This is a genomic window from Salipaludibacillus sp. CF4.18 (assembly GCF_051262595.1).
GTDB classification, from domain to species: Bacteria; Bacillota; Bacilli; order Bacillales; family Salisediminibacteriaceae; genus Salipaludibacillus; species Salipaludibacillus neizhouensis.
The window spans coordinates 1-1,156 of sequence record NZ_JBIMEV010000139.1 but is presented as its reverse complement, the minus strand read 5'-3'; the positions used below and the strand labels follow the sequence as shown (position 1 = coordinate 1,156).

The 1,156-nt window shown below is 37.5% G+C and carries 1 protein-coding gene; it reads left to right on the top strand.

Features of this window, described 5'->3' with window-relative positions:
• Window positions 1–147: 147 nt before the first annotated feature.
• The coding region (locus ACHABW_RS25830; protein WP_435759892.1) for a transposase at window positions 148–1,156 on the top strand (1,009 nt) is incomplete at its 3' end.

The window sequence follows — 1,156 nt, the reverse complement described above, 5'->3', positions numbered from 1 at the left end:
AGAAATATAAAAACAGGATTATTTATATCCGGATTTTATAAAAATAGGTGTAAAAACCTTGATATAACCGCATTTTTTGCAGAGAAAAGCCCCCTAAAATGGTATAATATAAGTACGACCAAATACAACCATTAGGGGGCTTTTCTCATGCTTCGTTCAGAGCCAAAGCAATTAAGTTTTCACTCATCATTATACGATAAAATCCCAGAAAATCATACACTAAAAAAGATTTCTACCGTTGTAGATTTTAGTTTTATTAATACGCTCTTAGAAGACACCTACTGCCTCGATTTTGGGCGTCCTGCAAAAGAACCCGAAATGATGTGTAAACTCCTGTTTCTTCAGCGTTTATATAATTTATCGGACGAAAATGTCATGGCTGAAGCCAGTCTAAATCTTGCTTATATGTACTTTATCGGGATCAATCCGGAAGATACTTTACCAACTAAAAGTCTTCTCTCTAAATTCAGAAGTAGTCGTTTAGAAGAAGGGACCCTTGATGGAATGATCACAGAAATGGCTAGACAATGTGTCGAAAAGGGCATCCTCGAAGGAAATAGTGTGAGTGTCGATGCCACACATATCATCGCTAATACCGTAAAGAAGACACCCGAACGACTGATGAAACATTTGGCTAGAAATCTTATTCAGACCTTTGAAGAAGAAACGGAACAAACGTTAGAAAACGTGCCTACGGCACCCGAATATAAAGAAATTCCGAACCATCATGAAGCGAAAGCAGTGATGAAGAATTATCTCGAAACCGTCATCGAACAATTGGATCAGAAGATCCCTGGGAAAGAAAGTAAAACGGCGGAAAAGATCAAACAAGCGAAAGAAATTTTACTAGATCCTAAGTTTATGAATCAAAAAGGCGTACGTTCGATCATTGACGAAGACGCAAGGGTAGGACGCAAAAGTAAAACCCAAAGTTTTTATGGGTATAAAACAGAATTGGTGATGACGACAGACGAACGAATTATCACCTCTGTCAGAACAGCTAATGGTGCCTATATGGATGGTACATATGTCAAAGAAATGTTAGAAGAAACAAAAAAATGCGGCATGACTCTTCAGGAAGTTTTTGCCGATAAAGCTTACTTTAGAAAATCCATTCTAGATATTATCGAAGCAACGAATGCAAAGGCTTATATAC